19 protein-coding genes and 1 pseudogene are annotated in these 21,220 nt (G+C 38.8%); 15 read left to right on the top strand and 5 right to left on the bottom strand.

The genetic code is table 11. The features are described from left to right. Positions 1-26 precede the first annotated feature (26 nt). Positions 27-365: a hypothetical protein gene (locus tag FGD67_RS00350; RefSeq protein WP_257173149.1), complete on the bottom strand. Its 339-nt coding sequence runs from the start codon at positions 363-365 to the stop codon at positions 27-29. Positions 366-951: 586 nt separating this feature from the next. On the opposite strand from FGD67_RS00350, the gene hisG reads away from it, so the two are divergent. The 12 genes from hisG to FGD67_RS00290 all read left to right on the top strand — a co-directional run bounded on the left by hisG (position 952) and on the right by FGD67_RS00290 (position 12,231). Beyond that, complete coding sequence (gene hisG, locus FGD67_RS00345; protein WP_257173148.1) at positions 952-1,851, top strand: ATP phosphoribosyltransferase; 900 nt, start codon at positions 952-954, stop codon at positions 1,849-1,851. Between the two features lie 88 nt (positions 1,852-1,939). After that, the gene (hisD, locus tag FGD67_RS00340) at positions 1,940-3,283 is read left to right on the top strand and encodes a histidinol dehydrogenase (protein ID WP_257173147.1); all 1,344 of its coding nucleotides are present in this window, start codon (positions 1,940-1,942) and stop codon (positions 3,281-3,283) included. After that, positions 3,284-4,432 (top strand): histidinol-phosphate transaminase, encoded by a 1,149-nt coding sequence (gene hisC / locus FGD67_RS00335; protein ID WP_257173146.1) that lies wholly within the window; start codon positions 3,284-3,286, stop codon positions 4,430-4,432. A 1-nt stretch (position 4,433) separates the two neighbouring features. Next, positions 4,434-5,504, top strand: coding sequence for a bifunctional histidinol-phosphatase/imidazoleglycerol-phosphate dehydratase HisB (hisB, locus tag FGD67_RS00330; RefSeq protein ID WP_257173145.1), 1,071 nt, complete (start codon positions 4,434-4,436; stop codon positions 5,502-5,504). A 1-nt stretch (position 5,505) separates the two neighbouring features. After that, entirely contained in the window at positions 5,506-6,126 is a 621-nt protein-coding gene (gene hisH / locus FGD67_RS00325; protein WP_257173144.1) for an imidazole glycerol phosphate synthase subunit HisH, read from the top strand. A 3-nt stretch (positions 6,127-6,129) separates the two neighbouring features. After that, positions 6,130-6,867: a 1-(5-phosphoribosyl)-5-[(5-phosphoribosylamino)methylideneamino]imidazole-4-carboxamide isomerase gene (gene hisA / locus FGD67_RS00320; protein WP_257173143.1), complete on the top strand. Its 738-nt coding sequence runs from the start codon at positions 6,130-6,132 to the stop codon at positions 6,865-6,867. A 100-nt stretch (positions 6,868-6,967) separates the two neighbouring features. Continuing rightward, a complete protein-coding gene (locus tag FGD67_RS00315) occupies positions 6,968-7,093 on the top strand; it encodes a hypothetical protein (protein ID WP_257173142.1) in 126 nt (41 codons plus the stop codon). Further along, the gene (gene hisF, locus FGD67_RS00310) at positions 7,087-7,875 is read left to right on the top strand and encodes an imidazole glycerol phosphate synthase subunit HisF (protein ID WP_257173141.1); all 789 of its coding nucleotides are present in this window, start codon (positions 7,087-7,089) and stop codon (positions 7,873-7,875) included. The genes FGD67_RS00315 and hisF overlap by 7 nt, the downstream gene beginning before the upstream one ends. Beyond that, entirely contained in the window at positions 7,869-8,492 is a 624-nt protein-coding gene (hisIE, locus tag FGD67_RS00305) for a bifunctional phosphoribosyl-AMP cyclohydrolase/phosphoribosyl-ATP diphosphatase HisIE (protein WP_257173140.1), read from the top strand. Before hisF ends, hisIE begins: the two co-directional genes overlap by 7 nt. Before the next feature lie 270 nt (positions 8,493-8,762). Next, a complete protein-coding gene (locus FGD67_RS00300; protein WP_257173139.1) occupies positions 8,763-9,074 on the top strand; it encodes a DUF6559 family protein in 312 nt (103 codons plus the stop codon). Between the two features lie 222 nt (positions 9,075-9,296). Beyond that, positions 9,297-11,603 (top strand): bifunctional diguanylate cyclase/phosphodiesterase, encoded by a 2,307-nt coding sequence (locus FGD67_RS00295; RefSeq protein ID WP_257173138.1) that lies wholly within the window; start codon positions 9,297-9,299, stop codon positions 11,601-11,603. A gap of 175 nt (positions 11,604-11,778) precedes the next feature. Continuing rightward, positions 11,779-12,231 carry a GNAT family N-acetyltransferase gene (locus tag FGD67_RS00290; RefSeq protein ID WP_257175189.1) on the top strand — a complete coding sequence of 151 codons (453 nt, stop codon included), beginning with the start codon at positions 11,779-11,781 and terminating at the stop codon, positions 12,229-12,231. Between the two features lie 87 nt (positions 12,232-12,318). Here FGD67_RS00290 and FGD67_RS00285 read toward each other — a convergent pair whose 3' ends face one another. Beyond that, a complete protein-coding gene (locus tag FGD67_RS00285) occupies positions 12,319-12,714 on the bottom strand; it encodes an MAPEG family protein (protein ID WP_257173137.1) in 396 nt (131 codons plus the stop codon). A 360-nt stretch (positions 12,715-13,074) separates the two neighbouring features. Between FGD67_RS00285 and nrdG the strand changes: the two genes are divergently transcribed. Further along, positions 13,075-13,572, top strand: coding sequence for an anaerobic ribonucleoside-triphosphate reductase activating protein (gene nrdG, locus FGD67_RS00280; protein WP_257173136.1), 498 nt, complete (start codon positions 13,075-13,077; stop codon positions 13,570-13,572). After that, positions 13,559-15,340 carry an anaerobic ribonucleoside-triphosphate reductase gene (gene nrdD, locus FGD67_RS00275; RefSeq protein WP_257173135.1) on the top strand — a complete coding sequence of 594 codons (1,782 nt, stop codon included), beginning with the start codon at positions 13,559-13,561 and terminating at the stop codon, positions 15,338-15,340. Before nrdG ends, nrdD begins: the two co-directional genes overlap by 14 nt. A gap of 73 nt (positions 15,341-15,413) precedes the next feature. Here nrdD and FGD67_RS00270 read toward each other — a convergent pair. The 3 genes and pseudogenes from FGD67_RS00270 to htpG all read right to left on the bottom strand — a co-directional run. Further along, positions 15,414-16,730, bottom strand: a pseudogene (locus tag FGD67_RS00270) (IS4 family transposase); the annotation flags it as partial. Positions 16,731-16,880: 150 nt separating this feature from the next. Next, positions 16,881-17,525: an adenylate kinase gene (adk, locus tag FGD67_RS00265; protein ID WP_257173134.1), complete on the bottom strand. Its 645-nt coding sequence runs from the start codon at positions 17,523-17,525 to the stop codon at positions 16,881-16,883. Between the two features lie 162 nt (positions 17,526-17,687). Then, positions 17,688-19,649 carry a molecular chaperone HtpG gene (gene htpG / locus FGD67_RS00260; protein WP_257173133.1) on the bottom strand — a complete coding sequence of 654 codons (1,962 nt, stop codon included), beginning with the start codon at positions 19,647-19,649 and terminating at the stop codon, positions 17,688-17,690. A 374-nt stretch (positions 19,650-20,023) separates the two neighbouring features. Between htpG and FGD67_RS00255 the strand changes: the two genes are divergently transcribed. Continuing rightward, the gene (locus FGD67_RS00255) at positions 20,024-21,211 is read left to right on the top strand and encodes a YbfB/YjiJ family MFS transporter (RefSeq protein WP_257173132.1); all 1,188 of its coding nucleotides are present in this window, start codon (positions 20,024-20,026) and stop codon (positions 21,209-21,211) included. The last annotated feature ends 9 nt before the right edge of the window (positions 21,212-21,220 follow it).

Here is a 21,220-nt window from a genome sequence, read left to right as displayed (position 1 = left end):
TTTAACGACCATACTATATCTCGAATTTAGACAAAAAGATCTAAATGGGGTTTACCATCTTTTTCTTCCAATGGTGAGCTTTCACTGTCTTCAAAGACATCAATATGTTGACCGGTATTATCTTCAGGTACCTTAGAAGCTTTGATAACTTCTGGCGTATCATGGTCTTTGTTTTTCTCTTTCTCTTTGTTAGGTGTTTTTTTAGCGACAGGTTTATTAAAATATAAAGCAGGATCTTCAAATCCTTCAATGTCATCAGACACATCATTGGTTGGTGATGTTTTTTCTGGTGCTTTAACTTTTAAATCCGCAGGTTTAATCGGCACAGGTACAACGCGTGTCAATGCGGTAGTAAAAATATCCATTGCGACCTCCCTCTTAATAAGGTTATAAATAATACGGTTATCAAAATCAAATAAATGTCAAATACAGTTACAACATGGTTATCGGCATTAATAGCTCAAACTTTAACCTACTAACATTACCTCTGCTTAGATAAAAATAATACTAACTTAGTTCAAAATATAATATCGAGTTAAAATTAAACACTTGCCCTGACAGAAAAATCCACGTAATGTAAAAGCCAAATTAAAGTAACTACTTTAAAAATCTTGCTAGCTTTGCTAAACAATAAAAAGTAGTAACTCCATAACTTACACCAAATACTAATAGAGTAAACAACACATGACTTTAAACTTGATTGCTATTCATCTTCATCACCATCATACGGATTAGCTGCTCAGGTTTATTCGCTGAGGGGCTATGAACCTTTCAGCGGTGTAAGATAAATAAAATTAATGTCTAAACCCCCGAAAGAGTTCATCTCTCTCGGGGGTTTTCGCATTTTTATGACCTTGAAATTGTATATACATGATATTTTTTCAGCAGTTTTAGCCACATAAAAGCGCGATTTAACAGGACAAAATATTTAAAATTTAATAGGAAAACACCATGACAACTGAACCACGCTTAAGAATTGCAATGCAAAAATCTGGTCGTTTAAGCGACGACACACAAGCACTATTGAAACGCTGTGGCCTTAAACTCAATGTTTCGGATCGCCGTTTGTTGGCACATGTGACTAATATGCCAATCGATATTATGCGCGTACGTAGTAGCGATATTCCAGGACTTGTTATGGATGGCGTCTGCGACTTAGGCATTGTCGGCGACAATACGCTTGAAGAAACGGCATTAGAGCGCGCGTTAATGGGGCAAAAATCACAATACATTCGTACCTCAGGCTTAAATTTTGGTGACTGTCGTTTATCAATCGCCATGCCAGAAGGTTTTGATTATCAAGGTATTAAAAGCTTAAATGGCCTAAGGTTTGCCACAACCTACCCACAATTACTTAATCGTTATGCCAAAGAGAATGGTATCAAGGTTGAGTTTTGCTTATTAAAAGGCTCTGTTGAAGTCGCACCACGGGTCGGTTTATCTGATGGTATTTGTGACTTAGTGTCAACGGGGGCAACACTCGAAGCGAACGGCTTAGTTGAAGTGGAAGAAATTTTCCGCTCAAAAGCGTCATTAATTCAAACAGCTGATGCATTAGCGCCTGAAAAACAAAGTATTCTTGATACCTTATTACCTCGTATTCAAGGCGTGATGAAAGCAAAAGAAAGCAAATACATTATGCTGCACGCACCAAAAGATAAAATAGCGCAGGTAAGCGCCTTAATGCCTGGTAAAGAAACGCCAACCATTTTGCCTTTGGCTGGCCGTGATGACCTCGTTGCTGTACATGTTGTTGCCACCGAAACTTTTTTCTGGGAAACCATGGAACAACTTAATGCCTTAGGTTGTAACTCTATTCTAGTGATGCCAATAGAAAAAATGATGGGCTAGATAATAGCGTTATGGCCAATAAGTGCTAAGCACTAATTGGCTTAAAACACATTATCTTTCTAGGGTAAATTATTAAAAGTTGAATGTTATGAAAAACGAAATAATCAATTGGCTAAACTTGTCAGATACCGAGCGTAAATTAGCCTTATCCCGCCCTGCCATCGCAGAAAGCGGTTTGTTATCACAACAAGTAGAAAACATTTTAAGCAATGTCAGAGAAAACGGCGATAAAGCTTTATTTGATTTAACTGAGAAGTTTGATGGCGTAAAACTGACGACCTTGCGAGTGAGCTCTGCACAAGTCAAGGCAGCAAAAAGCAGATTAACCGCTGCTAGACTAAACGCCATCGAAACTGCTTATGGCAATATCAAACGTTTTCACCAAGCCCAAATAACTGCAGATATTCGGGTAGAAACAACCCCTGGTGTGGTGTGCACATTAAAAACGGAAGCTATCGCTAGCGTTGGCTTATACATTCCGGCCGGCAGTGCCCCGCTACCTTCAACCGTATTGATGTTAGGCGTGCCGGCACAACTAGCAGAATGCCCTCGCAAAGTCTTAGTTTGCCCGCCAGATAAAAATGGCCAACTAGCAGACGAAATATTGGTTGCGGCATCGTTATGCCAAATAGATGAAATATACAGTGTTGGTGGCGCTCAAGCGTGCGCAGCATTGGCATTCGGTACAGAAACTATTGCTGCGGTTAACAAAATTTTTGGTCCAGGTAATAAATATGTTACCGAGGCTAAAAAACAGCTTTCACAACAAGTAAATGGTTTTGCTATTGATATGCCAGCAGGCCCTTCAGAAGTACTGGTTATTGCCGACGCCAAAGCCAATGCCGATTTTATTGCCGCTGATTTATTATCACAGGCTGAGCACGGCCCCGATAGCCAAGTAATACTGCTATCTGACAGTAAAATCTTAATTGAAAAAGTACAATCCGCATTAGTTAGCCAATTAGCTGAACTATCCAGAGCCAATATAGCTGAACAAGCATTACAACAAAGTCGTTTGATATTAACCCAAGACTTAGCGCAAGCTGTTGAAGTATCAAATGAATATGGCCCTGAACACTTAATTATTCAAACCGAAAACGCTCAACAGTTATTAGCGGAATTGCGCAATGCGGGTTCAATTTTTGTTGGCGCTTACACACCAGAATCAGCAGGAGACTATGCTAGTGGTACTAATCATGTACTACCTACCTATGGTTATTCAAAGGTCATTAGTAGTTTATCGTTAGCTGATTTTTCCAGACGTTTTACCGTACAAGAAATTAGCCGCGAAGGCCTGAGTAATTTAGCACAATGTATTTGTGAACTCACCGATGCCGAAGGTTTAGACGGTCACAAGCGCGCCGTTACTATTCGTTTAGAAGCTGACTCGACTGGTCAAAATAGTACACTAGAACAAAGCTTGGAGGCATAAATGAGCATTGCAAATAAACTCGCTCGTAAAGAGCTAATCGCGATGGTGCCTTATCAATCAGCACGCCGGCTGTTTGCTAGCAGTGGTGATATGCAAGGCAAAATTTGGTTAAACGCCAATGAAGCATCGGGCCCCGGTCATTACCAAGTTAATAGTGATAGCATTAATCGTTATCCTGACTTTCAACCTGAAAACTTGATCAATGCGTACCGTCAATATTGTCGCCTATCAGCAGAAAACATCTTGGCTACTCGTGGCGCCGATGAAGGTATAGAGCTGATCATCAGAACGTTTTGTCAAGCCTATCAAGATAGCGTGTTAATTTGCCCGCCGACCTATGGCATGTATGCCATCAGCGCCGAAAATCACGGCGCAGATATTATCAAAGTACCATTAACCAAAGAGCTAGCACTGGACTTAGCAGGTTTAAAAGCACAAGTAGGTCAGGCAAAGGTGGTATTTTTATGCTCACCTGGTAATCCAACCGGCAATTTATTATCGCAAGACGAAATTCAAACCGCACTTGAGTTATTTGCTGAGTCAGCCATTGTTGTGGTGGACGAAGCCTATATCGAATTTAGCCCTGAACAATCTGTTGCAAGTTGGTTAAAAAAATATCCGCATTTAGTGATTCTAAGAACACTTTCAAAAGCCTTTGCTTTAGCGGGCTTACGCTGTGGCTTTACGCTTGCCAATACCGATATTATCGCTATGCTCAGTAAAGTGATTGCACCTTATCCAATTTCAGCGCCGGTCGCTGATATTGCTAGCACAGCATTAGCGCCATCAGGTCTAGAACAAATGAATGTTCGTGTGCAAGAAACCAATATGCTGCGTGTACAACTTGCTGATTGGTTAGCGCAACAAAGTTGGTGCAGCCAAGTATTTAACAGCGATGCTAATTTCGTTTTATTTCGCTGTCAAAATGAGACAATTAAAAACTTTATTTTCGAGAGTTTAGCGCGACAAGGCATTTTAATTCGCGATCAATCAAAACAGCAAAATTTAACTGATTGTTTACGCATAAGTATTGGTAGCGAACACGAGCTTAGCTTATTAAAACAAACTATTATCAATAGCTTTAACGACAAATTGACTACCGACAACGTTATCACCACAACAGCCCAAACGGCGGCAAAAGAGAATTAATATGAGCCAAGAAAATATTTTATTTATCGACCGTGACGGTACGTTAATTGAAGAGCCTGTCAGCGACAAACAAGTCGACAGTTTAGCAAAGTTAGTTTTCGAACCTAACGTTATTCCTGTCTTGATTGCTTTACAAAAAAAAGGTTATCGCTTAGTCATGGTATCAAACCAAGACGGTTTAGGTACCAGTAGTTATCCAAAAAGCGATTTTGACTTACCACATGATAAAATGATGGCAATGTTTGCCTCACAAGGTATTAGTTTTGATGACGTACTACTTTGCCCACACTTTGAAGCCGATAATTGTAGCTGCCGTAAACCTAAATTAGGTTTAGTCAGTGACTATTTGCAACACGGTAAAGTTAATTTTGCCAACTCTTATGTCATTGGTGATCGTGAAACCGATATTCAACTTGCCGCCAATATGGGCATAAAAAGCCTAAAATATAACAGAGAATCGCTTAATTGGAACGATATTGCCGAGCAATTATTGACGCAATCACGCACATCACAAGTAACGCGAACCACTAAAGAAACCGATATTAATGTCGCGATTAACTTAGATAAAGTCGGTGACATTAGCATCAAAACCGGCTTAGGATTTTTTGATCACATGCTAGAACAAATAGCGGCTCATGGCGGTTTTAGTATGCAAGTTAAGGTTGATGGCGATTATCATATTGATGAACACCACAGTGTTGAAGATACCGCCTTAGCGTTAGGTCAAGCACTTAAACAAGCCTTAGGTGACAAGCGTGGTATCGGTCGTTTTGGTTTTGTTTTACCGATGGACGAATGTCGAGCCGAATGTTCAATTGATCTTTCTGGCCGTCCTTGGTTAGAGTTTGATGCCAAGTTTACCGATAATAGAGTTGGGCAAATGTCGACACAAATGGTTTCGCACTTTTTCCGCTCATTAGCCGATTCAATGGCCATCACTCTACACCTTTCGACCACTGAAGGTAATTGTCACCACCAAGTTGAAAGCCTCTTTAAAGTCTTTGGCCGTGCTTTGCGTCAAGCAATAACCGTATCAGGCGATGATTTACCGAGTACTAAGGGATGTTTGTAAGATGAGCGAAAACAAGCCAGCTAACTTTGTTATTGTTGATACGGGCTGTGCAAACTTAGCGTCGGTAAAGTTTGCCGTCGAGCGTTTAGGTTTTGCCATTACTATTTCTGATGATATCAACACCATCAAAAGCGCTGATAAAGTCATTCTTCCCGGTGTCGGCAGTGCTCGCCATGCCATGGAGAATATAAAAGCTAAAGGCCTAGTAACGGCCCTACAGCAGCTTACTCAACCTGTACTGGGTTTTTGTTTAGGTATGCAGTTAATGGCACGCTCTTCTGTTGAAGGTGCAAAAACGGATGATGTTGTACCATGTTTAGCGCTGATCCCCACCGACATACGCCCGCTTGATGCGAAAGGTTTACGTATGCCACATATGGGCTGGAATACCTTAACGCAGGTCAGCAAACATCCAATATTTGCCGGCATTAACCCTGAAGACTATTTTTATTTCGTGCATAGCTTTGCCGCGCCGATTTCTGAATATACTGTCGCGCGTTGTCAATATGGCAGTGAGTTTTCTGCCGCCATTGCTAAAGACAACTTTATTGGTTGTCAATTTCACCCTGAGCGTTCGAGTAGCCTTGGCAGTAAAATTATTAAAAATTTTTTGGAGATGTAAATCATGATGATCCCAGCAATTGACTTAATTGACGGCGAAGTCGTACGATTATTTCAAGGTGATTACCAGCAAAAGACCCATTATCAATATACGGCAAAAGAGCGACAAGACGCATATGCTAAAGCGGGTGCTACGGTAATGCACTTTGTCGACTTAGATGGTGCAAAAGACAGCACGAAGCGCCAATTAGACTTACTTAAAACATTAGTTAAACACGATAGCATGATCATTCAAGTAGGCGGCGGCGTACGTTGTAAAGCCGACGTAGAGCAGCTACTTGCTTTAGGCGCTGATCGTATTGTTATTGGCTCGCTTGCCATCAAAGAACCGACACTCGTGCAACAATGGCTAACAGAATTTGGCGGTGAACGTATTGTCTTGGCACTGGATGTGAAAATTGATGCCTCTGGTAATAAAACACTCCCCACCCACGGTTGGATAAAAGACAGTGGCGTTAATTTGGAAAGCTTATTAGATGATTACATTGCCGCAGGCTTGATCCACGTGTTATGTACCGACATCAGCAAAGATGGTACGTTAAGTGGCAGCAATGTCGAAATGTACCGAGAGCTTTGCCAACAATACCCCTGTATTAAATGGCAAGCGTCAGGTGGCATTGGCTCACTAGCTGATATTAAAGCATTAATTCCTACCGGTGTAGACGGCGTCATTCTTGGCCGCTCACTATTAGAAGGTAAATTTACCTTAGAGGAGGCAATAGCATGTTGGCCAAACGCATAGTTAAAGGTATAGCACCTTGCCTTAATGTTCGCGATGGTAAGGTAGTCGATATAGGTATTGCTGTTCAATTTCGTTGCTTTGAGAAAAAGGAATTATTCCAATGTTAGCCAAACGCATAGTTAAAGGTATAGCACCTTGCCTTGATGTTCGCGATGGTAAGGTAGTCGATATAGGTATTGCTATTCAATTTCGTTGCTTTGAGAAAAAGGAATTATTCCAATGTTAGCCAAACGTATTATCCCTTGCCTTGATGTTCGCGATGGTAAGGTAGTTAAAGGCGTACAATTTCGTAACCATGAAATTATTGGTGATATCGTACCACTCGCGCAAAAATACGCCGAGGCAGGTGCTGACGAACTAGTATTTTATGATATTACCGCCAGCTCAGATGATCGCGTGGTCGATAAAAGTTGGGTAAGTCGCATAGCGCAAGTCATCGATATTCCTTTTTGTGTTGCCGGTGGTATAAAAACCGAGGCTGATGCGAAACAAATTTTAATGATGGGCGCCGATAAAATATCGATCAACTCACCAGCATTAAGAGATCCAAGTTTAATATCACGTTTAGCTGACGTTTTTGGTCAGCAATGTATCGTCGTTGGCGTTGATAGCTTTTTCAATAAAGACGCGAATAATGGTTTAGGTGAATATCAAGTGTATCAATTCACCGGTGATGAAACCCGCACACAAAAAACCAAATGGCGCACACTCGATTGGATCCAAGAAGTGCAAAAACTTGGCGCTGGTGAAATTGTGCTTAACTGTATGAATCAAGATGGTGTTCGGCAAGGCTATGATATTGAACAACTAAGCCAAGTGCGAAAATTATGTAACCTACCATTAATCGCCTCTGGCGGTGCCGGTGAAATATCACACTTTGTTGATGTTTTTCAACAGGCAGATGTTGATGGTGCACTTGCTGCCAGCGTATTTCATAAAGGCATTATTGCCATGGATGAATTAAAACAACACTTAAAAAATGAAAAAGTTGAGATCAGATTATGCTAATAACACAAGATAATATCAGCCAATTGGCATGGGATAAAATGGCCGGCATGATGCCTGCCATTATTCAACATCAAGATACTGGCGCGGTATTAATGCAAGGTTATATGAACGTTCAGGCTTTAGAGCAAACCTTAAATTCAGGCTTAGCAACATTTTACAGCCGAGCAAAGCAAGCACTTTGGTGCAAAGGTGAAACCAGCGGTAACTATTTAAAAGTTAGCCAAATAGTGACTGACTGTGATCAAGACAGCCTACTTATCGCTTGTCGTCCACAAGGGCCAACTTGCCATTTAGGCACTGAATCTTGTTTTCCTGAGCAAGCCATTAGCCAACAAAACTTTCTCAGCCAACTTGAACAAGTTATCGCTAGTCGCAAAAATGATGCGCCAGAAGATAGTTATACTGCACATTTATTTTCACGCGGCACCACTAAAATTGCCCAAAAAGTCGGTGAAGAAGGTGTTGAAGTCGCATTAGCTGCTGTTGCTGAAACCAAAGAAGATTTATTAGGCGAATGTGCTGACTTGTTTTATCACACCTTAGTGTTATTGCAAGATCAAAATATCGAACTTAGTGAAGTGATGGCGGTATTACAAGCAAGACATCAAAAAAAATAAGCTAAATAGCTTAAAATCACCATTATTAAAGCAAGTTTAATTTAATTAATGCATTTGTTAATTTTATTAAACTTGATGGCTATCTGTTCTTTAATAATCAATAACCTATCAATTTTCTTTCAAAAAAAAAACACCTAAAAAGTATATCCAAATCCACAAAACATAGAGTAACAAAGGCTTGTAGCTTGTATCACTTGACGAATGAAAGCTTAGCAACTTACAATATAAACTTAAATTTTAGGATGCAAAGATAATGCTAAGGATTAGCATATGTTCAAATATTATTCGCTCAAAAAGTACAGTAAAAAACTGCTACCGACGCTTGAAAAACGTTACGGTGAAGCACAATATTATAGTGCATCACAAGTACGAGCCACTATTTATCAACACGACTTCAACCCTAAGTATCTTCCTCTAGCCTATGTGTTATTTCTTGAGAAAAAGGCCCTAAAAAATGTGATATATATTGAATTTCCAGCGCTCAATATTAATCAATACAAACAAGAAATTTGTCAATACCTTGCAGATAAGCAAGATGATAGTTGCTTGCAAAGTTTACATACCTTGGTTGTTAACGGCTAAATTCCAATTAATACCAAGTTTATTAAGTTTGTTCCCACTCAGAAACTTAGTAAAATTGCTATAAGTTAATGTACTGAATGTTGTCTATACTATATTTATTGCTGCTGGATAAAATGCGAGTTTATCACTCCATGTGCTAGGCTAATAATAAGCATAATAGTTTCAGACGATTTCATTACAATAATTCAATAAAATAATTCATTAATAAGAAGTTGCTCTCGTATGACGGTTAAATTAAAGCACCGCCCAGAAGAAGAACAAATACTTTTAATAGTAACCGCTTTAGCAATCTTCGTAATACTTCCATTTCTTATGGTAAGTATTCAAAGCCAAGAAACAACGGCCATCCTCATTGACCTTGCTGCAATTATAGGTTCAATTATTATTTTTTCCGGTGTTTGGTACAGCAATAAAACACAACTTTTCAGTAACTTACTTGCAGTTTTTATGCAGGTATTATTATTAGTAGCTCTGGAATTAGAAGGCGCAAGTTTAATTTATTGGGTATTTCCCATTGTTATTGTAGCTTTTTATTTACTCTCCCCCACTATTGCTATTTTATTTAACAGCTTATTTATTATTTTGGCGTGTTTTATTACCTATCAACAATTCGATGACTTTACATTTTATCGTGTTATAGGCGGACTGGTATTAACTAATATGTTTGCCTGTGCACTTTCAATGTTTATGCAAAACAAAAATCGTCAATTATCCGAGCAGGATAAAATAAACAAAGTTCGTAATAATATTTTAGAATTGATCGCCAGTTCAAGTAAGTTATCAAAAGTACTACCTGCTGTTATCCAAGGTATTGAGAATGAATACTCAGACGCTAAATGCAGTATTTTATTACTCGACAAAACAGGAAAAAAATTAATATTAGGCGCAGCACCAAGCTTACCTGATTTTTATAACCAAGCAATAGACGGTTTCACTATTGGTGAAGCCATGGGCTCATGTGGAACGGCGGCTTACACAAGAAAAAGGGTTATTGTTACCGATATAGCAACACATCCTTATTGGACTGCTTGGGCAGCATTGGCAAAAAAAGCACAACTCTCTGCCTGTTGGTCGGAGCCAATCATCGATAACGAAGGTAATGTGCTAGGTACCTTTGCTATTTACCAACGAACAATATCAACACCAAACGAACTTGATTTCACACTTATCGAACAGTTTGCCAACTTAGCTCGTATCGCAATAGAGCGAGAAAAAGCCAATAAAACAATATGGCAGCAAGCTAACTTTGATAGTCTAACCAACTTACCCAATCGTAACTTATTACATGAACATCTAACAACAGCGGTCGATAATGCTCAACGCGAAAAAAAGCAACTTGCTATTATTATGTTAGATCTAGACAACTTTAAAGATGTAAACGATTCTTTGGGGCATAGTGCTGGTGATATTTTACTTATTGACAGTGCAAAGCGCATCAAAAAATGTCTTCGAAAAAATGATATTGTTGCCCGGCTAGGTGGTGATGAGTTTATCATCGTACTTGTCGGTACAAGTACAGACACTGACGTTGATAACATTGGACAAAAATTATTAAATACACTTGCGCAACCTTATATTATTGAACAAAAAAGCGTTTATTGCACCGCCAGTATAGGTATTGCACTTTATCCAAACGATGCCATGAGCATAGACGCGCTATTAAGAAATGCAGACCAAGCCATGTATGGTGCTAAAGCCCGTGGGCGAAACAGCATTCATTACTTTACCGAAAATATGCGCAAAAATTTTCTCAAACGCATGGAAATCATTCAAGATCTGCGGGTTGCTATTACAGAACAGCAATTTTACATGGTTTATCAACCGATAGTTAACTTAACAAATAATCAAATATCTAAAGCGGAAGCACTGATCCGTTGGCAACATCCCAAGAAAGGTTTAATTTCACCGTTAGATTTTATCCCTGTTGCAGAAGAAACTGGGCTTATTGTTGAAATTAGTGAATGGGTATTTAAAGAAGTATCACAACAGGTGCAGCAGTGGAGAAACAGTCACTGCCATAACTTAATGATCAGCATCAACACATCTCCTGTGCAGTACCGAAATAAAGGTCAGCAAATCATTGCTTGGGCTGGATCACTTATCGAACGAAATATCCCACCTGAAGCAATATCGATTGAAATAACAGAAAATTTGCTGATGGAGAATCAAGCAGAGGTGGTTAGCGCACTCGATAATATTCGTCGACAAGGGCTGACAGTGTCTATTGATGACTTTGGCACCGGTTATTGCTCATTCTCTTACTTGAAAAACTTCTCTATTGATTATTTAAAAATTGATAAAAGTTTTGTGCAGAATATGTCTGTCGATAATAAAGATGTTGCCCTTTGTGAGGCCATTATTGTGATGGCAAATAAGCTTAATATAAAGGTCATTGCCGAAGGTATAGAAACTGAGCAACAAAGAGAGCTTCTAACAAATGCAGGTTGCCTCTTAGGACAAGGTTATTTATTAGCCAGACCATTATCGATAGCTGATTTTGAACAACGACTGATTAATCAAAACATTTGATACTGCTTTATTCTCTTAGCTGTAATAGCACCGCTAAAATGAGTAAAATACTTCATTCGCATATAGTGAATTTTCATTTGTGATTCATAGTAGATAATTTTACTACTGGCAGTACATCAACCATAACTGATAAAAATCAGCAATATAACGGAATAAACCTTTGATAGAAAATGACATAATCTGGGAAAACAAAAACTTTTCACAACTCACTACCAATGAACTTTATGATTTACTAAAATTACGCATTGATATCTTTGTGGTAGAGCAAAGCTGTTTTTACCCCGACTTAGATGATCACGACCGACATCCCGAAACTCAACATTTATTTTGTTATCAAAAGGGAATTATGACGGCATATTTGCGCATATTACCCAAAGGATTAACCTATCCCGATAACATCAGTATTGGTCGTGTGGTGATTGCGCAAAGTGCTCGTGGTAAGGGCCTTGGTCACCAATTAATGCAAATAGCCCTAGCTAAATGCTTGCGCTACTTTCCGCAAGATACGGTCAAAATTTCCGCACAAGAGCATTTAGAAAAATACTATAATCAGCATGGTTTTAGCAGAGTAAGCGAAAGCTATTTAGAAGATGGAATTCCACATATCAGCATGTTACAAAAGCGCTAATATACCGCTATTCCATCAAGCAGATCATGGCTAGGTTATATAATTGTATAACCTAGCCACTGTTCATTATTATAAAGTTATTAAACGTTAAGCCGTAACAAAGCTACGAATGTTTTCAACCGCTAAAATTAAAATCACCAAAAATGTCGACAACATACCCACTTGTCGTTGAATTGAGATACCGATACTTTTCGTTAAACCAATGGCGTGTAAAGCACGGCCAACAACTAAAGTTGCCCCTAAGGCATGTTGCATGATCACAGATGCGCCATTTAATTCATAAACTGCCAATAAAATTAACGCTAAAGGGATATATTCGGCAAAGTTGCCATGAATACGAATAGCCTTAGCTAAAAATTTATTATCACCAGAGCCAATGCCAACTTTAAACTTCCTGCGTAAACGAATAATGTTAATGGCTAAGCCAATATATAAAATACCGAGTAAACTCGCGTAGAAGCCTGTTAACGATAGTGTTGCCATTTCCTTTCCTTATACTATTTTTATTATTAAACCATTATTGGCCGGAATCATACCGAGTAAGATAAGCAATTAATAGCGCCATTTAAGTAAAGAATGAGGTTATATAGGTCAGTGTCATTTTAAACGGCCAGTTTTACCATCAGATCAGCCGTTAATCGAGGCCCAGAATAACCTCCAAGGATAACAAAGATCTCCCCCACTAGCAGTCGAATAAAACACCATATCTAGTAAAATAATAAAAATAAAACCCTACATATAGTATTACTTTAACAAACTTTTGATCCTGATCAACAGTAAAAAACACAAAAACACTATATATTGTGCTCAACAGAAACAAAATAAGCATATATAGGTTTTAATATGAAATTTAATTGTTTACCTCCTTCGATTGTTTTCCAGGAAGTACCAAATGAAATTAGCCTTTGTTTTAGCGTTAGTGGCTGCAAAGTAGCTTGCACCGGCTGTCATAGTACTGAGTTATGGAATGCGGACTATGGCAGCCATTTATCAAATAAAAGCTTTATTAATTGGTTAACTAAATACCAGAACTTGATCAGTTGCGTGATTTTTTTTGGTGGTGAATGGCAAGCCAAAGCATTAATTGAAAAATTACTTATCGCTAGAAATTTGGGCTTAAAAACTTGCCTTTACTCTGGGCAAAAGCACATCGACATCAGTATATCTGAGCATCTTAATTTCTTAAAAACAGGTCCATGGCAATCAGCGCTTGGTGGTTTGGAAAGTATTACAAGCAATCAAGTTTTTCGCGATATAAAAACCGGTGAAAAGCTCAATCACTTATTTATAAAAAATCATCACAGTAATTTATTAAAAGGAGTTAACAATGTTGCAGCTTAGTGACAGGCAAATTAACCATAAAAAAGATTTTATCCATAATTATTTCCTCGCGCAAAATGCTGCTGACGGTTCAAAAATGGATGCTAATGCCAATGTTGGGCAAAAAAATATTGCTACATTAGAAGCAGAATTATTAAAAGACTGCTTTGTACAAATAAACCGAGCACTGGTACAAGACAAAATTCGTGAAGCATTTGGCGACGAGTTAGCACTTGAGTACTTACGGCAAATTGAAGCACATGAAATTTATGTGCACGATGAAACCAGTTTAAAGCCTTATTGCACGTCTATCAGTATGTACCCATTTTTACTTGATGGCTTAACTAAGTTGGGCGGCGAGTCAAAAGCACCACAGCATTTAGAGTCTTTCTGCGGTTCTTTTGTTAATTTGATTTTTGCTATTTCTGCGCAATTTGCCGGTGCTGTTGCCACCGTTGAATTTATCACTTATTTTGATTATTTTGCTCGTCTTGAATATGGTGATAACTATTTAACTAGCCATAAAAAAGCCATTGAAAACCATTTACAACATGTGGTTTATGCTATCAACCAACCCGCGGCAGCACGTGGCTACCAAAGTGTATTTTGGAATATTTCCTTGTTTGATCAACATTACTTTGCCGCTATGTTTGAAAACTTTGTTTTTCCTGACTTTTCCAAACCAAACTGGCAAACCGTTGAACAATTGCAGCAGTTTTTTCTTAGCTGGTTAAATAAAGAACGTGAAAAAGCTGTGTTAACCTTTCCTGTCGTTACCGCCGCGATGCTAACCGAAAATGGCCGCTGTAAAGATGATATTTTTGCTCGACAATTGGCCGAGCAAAAAGCACAAGGAAATTCATTTTTCATCTATTTATCTGATAGTCCTGACTCACTTGCCTCATGCTGTCGTTTGCGTAATGAAATTTCAGATAATACTTTTTCTTATACCTTAGGCGCAGGTGGCGTGGCAACAGGGTCAATTAATGTTATCACCTTGAACATGAACCGTCTGGTACAAGACGGTCGTGATTTACAAAGCGAAATTGAAAAAATTCAAAAATACCAAGTTGCCTATCGCAAGTTAATGCAAGACTACCAAGCCAAGGGCGCTTTATCGGTTTACGATGCTGGTTTTATCTCACTTGATAAGCAATTTCTAACCATTGGTATTAATGGCATGGCTGAAGCAGCAGAGTTTTGTAATATTCCGGCTAATAATAACCAAGCCTACAAAGACTTTGTCAGCAGCAAACTACAAGTGATTTATAACGCGAACCAAGCCGCTAAAAAGCATTTTGGCTATATGTTCAATACTGAGTTTGTGCCGGCAGAAAACTTAGGGGTAAAAAATGCGAAATGGGATCGTAACGACGGCTATCAAGTCAATCGTGACTGCTATAATTCATATTTTTATTTAGTAGAAGATAACGATACAAATCATTTAGATAAATTTGTTCTACATGGCAAAGAAATCACGCAATACTTAGATGGCGGCTCAGCACTGCATTTAAATCTCGATGAGTCATTATCAATCGAAGCTTACCTAAAGCTTTTCAACGTTGCTGCAGCAACTGGTTGTAATTACTTTTGCGTTAACGTCAAAATTACTATTTGTAATGATTGTGAGAAAATAGATAAACGCACCTTAATGTATTGTGACGCTTGTGGCAGTGAAAATATTGACCACGGCACACGTATTATCGGCTATTTAAAGCGTATTACTGCATTTAGCCAAGGCCGGCAAAAAGAGCATGCTTTACGTCATTATCATAAAAAGCGTGCGTAGATCGTCTGAACTCAATTGGTTGCATAAAAAAGATCGCTAATGCATAATGCCGATCACTTAAGGTGAGCGGCATTTTTCTTTTAGCCACGGGGTACCTGTTTTTGCATACTTTGAGTGTGCGTGGATAACTTCGTTCTCGTTTCATTTCATTTCATTTCATTTCTAGTTTAAATTAACTCACATTTTCTCTATATCTAAGATTATTTTTGGTACATTTCCTGGTGCATAGATTGGTATCATCGTGAGCTTATGAATTATGTGAGAAGAAGCATCCCTGAAGCTTAATTGGTTCGGATAGATACTTTTTAGTGATTGAGCTATCAATATCATTTTGTACCGGATCAGATAATATCCAAGCAATATGCCCCCACAACTCCTGAATAATAGCTCTGGCAAGTTACTTCGTAGCGTAAACCGACTTTCAAGCATCTATGCTTGATTTCTCTGTAGCCTATTTCAATCTCCCAACGATGTGCATATAAGTCAACGATATCTGTACTTGGATAAGCCATCGGGTCAGTCATTGAAGTGAGGATTTGAACCGCTTTACCTTTGATTTTACGCGTCAATAATCTTGCCTCAATGCTCTCGGGTAACGCTGGGCGTTTTTTTCTCGATTGTGGCGTTGTATATAAAAGTATCAATTTATCTTGTTTCCCAAAGCTTTGTATTACCTCATATTGTGTTCGCTTTTTGAGTGGCGGCAACCAATGAGTGTTTGTCCCTCGTTGTTGCCAATCATGTAATAATCCAAGTGAATAAGAACCTTTATCGAATAGCGTTAAACTGTCGTTTGGCATACGCTCTATCATTCTAGCGGCTAAGTTCATTTCACTTTCCGTAACACTATCAAATGCGCTGTCGACGATAAGGTGGCGGCTTAACTCCATCATGCAGACCATGCGAACTTGCGGGTATCCTGCCTCACTTGCTTTGTTGGCTATACGAGTAAAACTCGCGCTATTCTCTTTCGTTTCAGGTGTTCGTCAAACAACACCGTCGACACTATAAAGCGTCAAACCACACCAATGCGGGTGCTCTGCTCGCTCATTCCACGTTGCGGAAGTTTGATGAAAAACATCACGAACAACATCGCTACCGAGTTTTTACATGCCTGAGTTATGGCACTTCGCGCGACATAATCAACCTCTTTAGGGAGAACAATATCGAGCTTGTTAATTAATTGGCGAACGGAACCTGTTCTAAATAACGCCATACCAATAACCGCCCAAACCATTGCGTCCATCAGTAACTTACGTTTTCTGAGTGTAGCAACGCCATTTGAATCAAGACACGATTGAATGATGTCAGGCTCTAATACATCAGCAAGACATGAAAATTCGGTAAGACGATTAATTGAGGTGCGAGCAAGCGCTTCTGAAAGTTGCATAAAAAAATCCGATGGCTAAGGCTTATCGGATTTTCGCATGTGTACAGGATCGGTCAAATGTTCCCTAAAATTTTTAATAAAATTCGCTTAACTGATCGGCATTACGCTAATGCGAGCTTTTTATTTTTAAATTGCAACTAAACAGAAAAATTAAGCTAACTTCTCATCTAATAATGCGTTAACTTTTTCTACTGCTTGTGTGCCATCAATAGTGATATAAGCGCAAGCATCAGCTTTAGCTTCTGCTTGATAGTAGGCAACTAATGGTTTTGTTTGCTCGTGATAAATACCTAAACGCTTGCGCACTGTTGCTTCTTCATCATCTGGGCGAACTAATAATTCATCACCAGTTTCATCATCTTTACCTGCCACTTTTGGCGGATTGTAAACTATGTGATAAACACGACCTGAGCCAGCATGAACCCGACGGCCAGCCATACGCTCTACAATCACTTCATCAGGTACATCAAACTCAATAACATAATCAACAGCAACGCCGTTTTCTTTCATGGCGTCAGCTTGTGGAATAGTACGTGGGAAACCATCCAGTAAAAAGCCGGCTTTACAGTCATCCTGCGCTATACGCTCTTTAACCAAACCAATAATTAATTCATCAGAAACGAGTTGACCTGCGTCCATCACTGCTTTGGCTTTTTTGCCAAGTTCAGTTCCTGCTTTAATTGCAGCGCGAAGCATATCACCGGTAGAGATTTGTGGAATGCCAAATTTAGCCATTAAGAATTGTGCTTGAGTACCCTTACCGGCACCTGGTGCACCTAATAAAATAATGCGCATTTAGTATAACCCTATTTAATTAATGAATTGGTTTTGCGAAAGTGCAAACACTATACATATTCAAAGGGTTTCAAACAAGTAGCAAGCCGTGCAAAAAATCAAAAAAGGAGCTAAAAAGCTCCTTTTTTTGACTAAAGTCTAAGGTCAATATGAGCTAAATCATTATTTAGTTAAACTCAGCATCAATTTGTTCAAACGTGCAACAAAACTCGCTGGGTCTTTCAAGCTACCACGCTCTGCTAACATTGCTTGTTCAAACAATACTTCAGTCCATTGTTTGAATTGCTCGTCATCTTGTTCATCTGCAACGTGCTTGATCAATTCATGTTCAGCGTTGATTTCAAAAATTGGTAAAGCATCTGGCACTTCTTGGCCAACTGACTGCATCAATTTCATCATTTGGCTGCTCATGTCATGTTCATCTGCAACGATACACGCTGGTGAGTCAGTTAAACGTTGTGAAATTTTTACATCTTTGGCTTTACCTGCAAGTGCCGCTTTGATGCGCGTAACAACAGGATCAAATTCTTGCTCAAGTTTTTCTTGTGCTTCTTTCGTTTCAGCGTCATCCATATCACCTAAATCTAAACCGCCGCGCGTTACTGATTGTAATTGCTTGCCGTCAAATTCAGTTAAATGGCTAACTAACCATTCATCAATACGATCCGACATTAATAACACTTCAATGCCTTTTTTGCGGAATACTTCTAAATGCGGGCTATTTTTAGCTGCTTCGAAGCTATCGGCAACCACATAGTATATTTTGTCTTGGCCTTCTTTCATGCGTTCAACGTACTGTGCTAAAGAAGCACTTTGTACGCTGGTATCGGCATGAGTTGAAGCAAAACGTAACAAGCCCGCAATGGCGTCTTTGTTAGCCATATCTTCTGCTGGACCTTCTTTTAGCACTTGGCCAAACTCATTCCAAAACAGTTGATATTGATCAGCGTCTTTTTTGCCTAGCTTTTCAAGCATTTTCAATACACGTTTGCTACAACCTTTACGGATAGCTTGGGTGATCTTACTGTCTTGTAAAATTTCACGCGATACGTTTAATGGCAAATCATTTGAATCTAATAAACCTTTAACAAAGCGTAAGTAAGCTGGCATAAACTGCTCAGCATCATCCATAATAAATACACGTTGTACGTACAACTTTAAGCCGTGTTGTTTTTCACGATTGTACATATCAAATGGTGCTTTTGATGGAATGTACAATAATGAGGTATATTCAGTTTTACCTTCTACCTTGTTGTGTTCCCAAAGCATAGGGTCAGCAAAGTCATGAGATACATGTTTATAGAACTCTTTGTATTCGTCGTCACTTACCTCTGCTTTTTCACGCGTCCAAAGTGCTGTTGCTTTATTTACCGGTTCCCATTTTGCAGGTACCGCGTCACGAGCTTCAACAGCTGGCGTTGTTATATTGCCTTCATCGTCTTTTACTTCTTCAACAGCAGCAACCGCTGGTACTTCTGGCGTTAACATTTCAACAGAAACAGAAATATGATCTGAGTATTTAGTCACAATTGACTTTAAACGCCAATCATCAGCAAACTCAGTTTCATCTTCTTTAAGATGTAAAATAATATCAGTACCACGACCTGATTTTTCAATCTTAGCTGTAGTAAATTCACCTTCACCTTCCGATGTCCATTCAACACCTTCAGATTTATCAACGCCGGCAGCACGTGAACGTACCGTCACTTTATCTGCAACAATAAATGCTGAGTAAAAGCCAACACCAAATTGACCAATTAGTTGTGAGTCTGCCGCTTGGTCGCCTGATAATTGTGAGAAAAATTCAGCCGTACCTGATTTTGCAATGGTACCTAAATGCTCAACGATTTGGTCATGAGTCATACCAATACCGTTATCAGAAATAGTCATGGTGTTGGCTTCTTTATCTGAGCTAACACGTACACGAAGTTCGCCGTCACCTTCATAAAGGTCGGCATTTGATAATGCTTTAAAACGTAGTTTGTCTGACGCATCAGCTGCATTAGAAACTAACTCACGTAAAAATATTTCTTTATTCGAATAAAGAGAGTGGATCATTAGTTTAAGTATTTTTGCATTATCTGATGCAAACTGATGTTTTACAGCGTTATTTTCTGTTGTCATTTAAAACAATCCTCTAATGTTTTTTTCAATTTGGTAAACGACTTGCTAACTAAACCTATCATTTGATTATGTTCAATAAGAGCTAAATCGCTTTATTTGCTTGTTACCTTATTTGAGGCTCATTAAATTTTTTTCAAGGGGAATTGTAAATAAATTAGATTTAAAAAACCGTTGCACTCTAAGAGGAAAGATCTAGCATATGTTTTAAATTGAATAACAATAAACTATTTCAACAATTTAATTTATATGAGTTATAACCAATAATAAGTTGCTTTGAGTTAACACTGTCCTTTACATTAGAGTCTTGGCGATTTCTTTTCCACCAACGCGCATAAGCATTTTTCAACACCTGAAAAATATAAGGATTCACACGCTTGTTTGATCGAAATAACAACGCTGCTATTTTATTAGCTGGCATTTTAGCTTTAGTGGTAGGTGTTGGTGTGGCGCGCTTTGCTTTTACATCATTACTGCCAGCCATGCTAGAAAATCATCTCAGTATTGCTTTTGCCGGCATGCTGGCATCAGTCAACTATGTTGGTTATTTATCGGGTTCTATTTTTTCTATTTTCATTAAAGATATTCATGCCAAAGTTAAGTTTTTTAGATTTGGTTTAGTGCTCTGTATTATCACCTCGCTATTATTAGCGATTACCCAAAGCCAAGTTATTTGGTTAATTGCGCGCTTATTGGCAGGTTTTGGCGCAGCTATGGCACTCGTGGTTGGCTCAGCCATCGTGATGTCAAAACTGCAAAATACCAACAAAACTAAAGCCATGGGCATTCACTTTAGCGGCCTTGGTTTCTCAATATTAGTTTCTGATGTCATTATGCGTGCGGTTTTTAATTTCAGTGATCACTGGCAACATGCTTGGTTAGCTCTAGCAATTGCAGGAACAGTGTTCGCTTGTTATTCAGCCTATATTTTAACTTTTGATAAGCAAAATGCCGATCAAGTGATTAAGCATAAATTTGATAAATCATTATTTAGCCCGCTGGTTATTATTCTTGCCCTCGCCTACTTTACCGAAGGTGTTGGTATGGTAGTACAGGCAACATTTTTACCTGATATTGTTAATTCATTACCGGGTTTAGCAGGCTATGGTGGCTATGCTTGGTTGGCTGTGGGTTTGGCAGGTATTCCCTCTTGTATTATTTGGATGCGTTTAGCCCATCGCTACAACAGTATTGATATGATGATGTTAGCTATGGCACTACAAGTGGTTGGTATTTTAATTCCTATCTTCTCCAACAACATCATACTTAATCTAATTAGCGGTATGTTATACGGCGCAACCTTCATTGGTTTAGTGGCTTTGTTTATGAATTTTGCCGGTCAATTAGCTGGGAAAAATCCGGTATTTATTATGGGCGTGATCACCGCTGCTTATGGCGTTGGACAAGTCGTTGCACCGTTATATTGTGTCGCACTTATCGAGCAATTTGGCAATTACAATGCTGCACTTTATCTCACCGCTATTATTGTAGCTATCGGCATAATATTACTGAAATATGCCAAAACATGCTTAATGACCAATAACCATGCCGCTAGTCACTTATAAAAAATGACT

Origin of the sequence: Colwellia sp. M166, from assembly GCF_024585285.1 — a bacterium.
In the GTDB taxonomy this organism is placed as follows: domain Bacteria; phylum Pseudomonadota; class Gammaproteobacteria; order Enterobacterales; family Alteromonadaceae; genus Cognaticolwellia.
This window is presented reverse-complemented; position numbering and strand designations above follow the sequence as displayed.

What these genes read in the sequence shown, in the direction of transcription:
- hisIE (WP_257173140.1), top strand. Translation starts at nt 7,869, where the DNA reads ATGCTAATAACACAAGATAATATCAGCCAATTGGCATGGGATAAAATG.
- FGD67_RS00295 (WP_257173138.1), top strand. Translation starts at nt 9,297, where the DNA reads ATGACGGTTAAATTAAAGCACCGCCCAGAAGAAGAACAAATACTTTTA.
- FGD67_RS00315 (WP_257173142.1), top strand. Translation starts at nt 6,968, where the DNA reads ATGTTAGCCAAACGCATAGTTAAAGGTATAGCACCTTGCCTTGATGTT.
- hisA (WP_257173143.1), top strand. Translation starts at nt 6,130, where the DNA reads ATGATGATCCCAGCAATTGACTTAATTGACGGCGAAGTCGTACGATTA.
- FGD67_RS00300 (WP_257173139.1), top strand. Translation starts at nt 8,763, where the DNA reads ATGTTCAAATATTATTCGCTCAAAAAGTACAGTAAAAAACTGCTACCG.
- hisD (WP_257173147.1), top strand. Translation starts at nt 1,940, where the DNA reads ATGAAAAACGAAATAATCAATTGGCTAAACTTGTCAGATACCGAGCGT.
- hisF (WP_257173141.1), top strand. Translation starts at nt 7,087, where the DNA reads ATGTTAGCCAAACGTATTATCCCTTGCCTTGATGTTCGCGATGGTAAG.
- hisH (WP_257173144.1), top strand. Translation starts at nt 5,506, where the DNA reads ATGAGCGAAAACAAGCCAGCTAACTTTGTTATTGTTGATACGGGCTGT.
- htpG (WP_257173133.1), bottom strand. Translation starts at nt 19,649, where the DNA reads ATGACAACAGAAAATAACGCTGTAAAACATCAGTTTGCATCAGATAAT.
- adk (WP_257173134.1), bottom strand. Translation starts at nt 17,525, where the DNA reads ATGCGCATTATTTTATTAGGTGCACCAGGTGCCGGTAAGGGTACTCAA.
- FGD67_RS00350 (WP_257173149.1), bottom strand. Translation starts at nt 365, where the DNA reads ATGGATATTTTTACTACCGCATTGACACGCGTTGTACCTGTGCCGATT.
- nrdD (WP_257173135.1), top strand. Translation starts at nt 13,559, where the DNA reads ATGTTGCAGCTTAGTGACAGGCAAATTAACCATAAAAAAGATTTTATC.
- hisB (WP_257173145.1), top strand. Translation starts at nt 4,434, where the DNA reads ATGAGCCAAGAAAATATTTTATTTATCGACCGTGACGGTACGTTAATT.
- FGD67_RS00285 (WP_257173137.1), bottom strand. Translation starts at nt 12,714, where the DNA reads ATGGCAACACTATCGTTAACAGGCTTCTACGCGAGTTTACTCGGTATT.
- hisC (WP_257173146.1), top strand. Translation starts at nt 3,284, where the DNA reads ATGAGCATTGCAAATAAACTCGCTCGTAAAGAGCTAATCGCGATGGTG.
- hisG (WP_257173148.1), top strand. Translation starts at nt 952, where the DNA reads ATGACAACTGAACCACGCTTAAGAATTGCAATGCAAAAATCTGGTCGT.
- nrdG (WP_257173136.1), top strand. Translation starts at nt 13,075, where the DNA reads ATGAAATTTAATTGTTTACCTCCTTCGATTGTTTTCCAGGAAGTACCA.